The sequence below is a fragment of the Promicromonospora kroppenstedtii DSM 19349 genome, assembly GCF_000515355.1.
In the GTDB taxonomy this organism is placed as follows: Bacteria; Actinomycetota; Actinomycetes; order Actinomycetales; family Cellulomonadaceae; genus Promicromonospora; species Promicromonospora kroppenstedtii.
Genome location: NZ_KI911592.1, coordinates 1,788 through 2,738, shown reverse-complemented (window position 1 = coordinate 2,738; position 951 = coordinate 1,788). Strand labels below are relative to the sequence as shown.

At 74.6% G+C, this 951-nt stretch carries 2 protein-coding genes; both read left to right on the top strand.

The window, feature by feature from the left end:
- Positions 1-251, top strand: a 251-nt coding sequence (locus PROKR_RS02800; protein WP_211240006.1) for a nucleotide-binding domain containing protein, incomplete at its 5' end; no start/stop codon positions are given.
- Positions 248-951 (top strand): PdxA family dehydrogenase (locus tag PROKR_RS02795; protein WP_036959397.1); only part of this gene is annotated, 704 nt, incomplete at its 3' end. The genes PROKR_RS02800 and PROKR_RS02795, both read left to right, overlap by 4 nt.

Below are 951 nucleotides of genomic sequence, written 5' to 3'. Positions count from 1 at the left end.
GCACCCGCCCCGACGCCGTGGTCCTGATCGGGGGCGACGGCGCCCGCGCGGTCCTCACGCGCCTCGGAGCCCACAGCGTGCGGGTGGCCGGGTCCGTCGCCGAGGGCGTGCCGCTCGGACACCTCGAAGGCGGGCCCGCGCACGGCACCGTCGTCGTCACCAAGGCGGGCGGGTTCGGCACCCGCCGGACCGTCGTCGACGTCCTCGAAAGCCTGAGATCGTACTCTTCGCACCAGGAGGTAAACCCTTGAGCATCCCCACCCTCGCCGTCACGCTCGGCGACGTCGCAGGCATCGGCCCGGAGATCACGGCCAAGGCCCTGCTCGGCCACGACGACCTGCGCGCCCTGTGCGTACCCGTGGTCGTGGGTGACGCCGGTGCGCTGCGCCGCGCCGTGGCCGCGATCGGCGGCGACCCGGAGCGGGTCCGCGTGATCGCGTCCCCGGCCGAGGCCACCAACACGCCGGGCACGATCGAGCTGCTCCAGACCGGACCGTCGCTGGCCGACGTCCCGGTCGGCGAGATCAGCGCGGCGGCCGGCGACGGCGCCTACCGGTTCGTCGTCGAGGCCTGCCGGCTGGCCCGGGAGGGCCAGGTGGACGGCATCGTCACGCCGCCGCTGAACAAGGCCGCGATGCACGCCGGCGGGCACAGGTGGCCCGGGCACACGGAGCTGCTCGCCCACGAGTTCGGGGTCAAGAACTTCAGCCTCGTGCTGTCGGCCGGTGACCTGTACTTCTTCCACCTGACGACGCACGTCTCGCTGCGCCGGGCCATCGAGGACATCACGCCGGAGCGCACCCGCGACGTGCTCGACCTGGCGGGCGCGTTCACGGCGGCGCTGGGCCGCCCGGACGAGGCCATCGGGCTCGCGGGCCTGAACCCGCACGCCGGCGAGAACCGCCTGTTCGGCGACGAGGACGCCGACGTGCTGGCCCCCGCGGTCGAGGC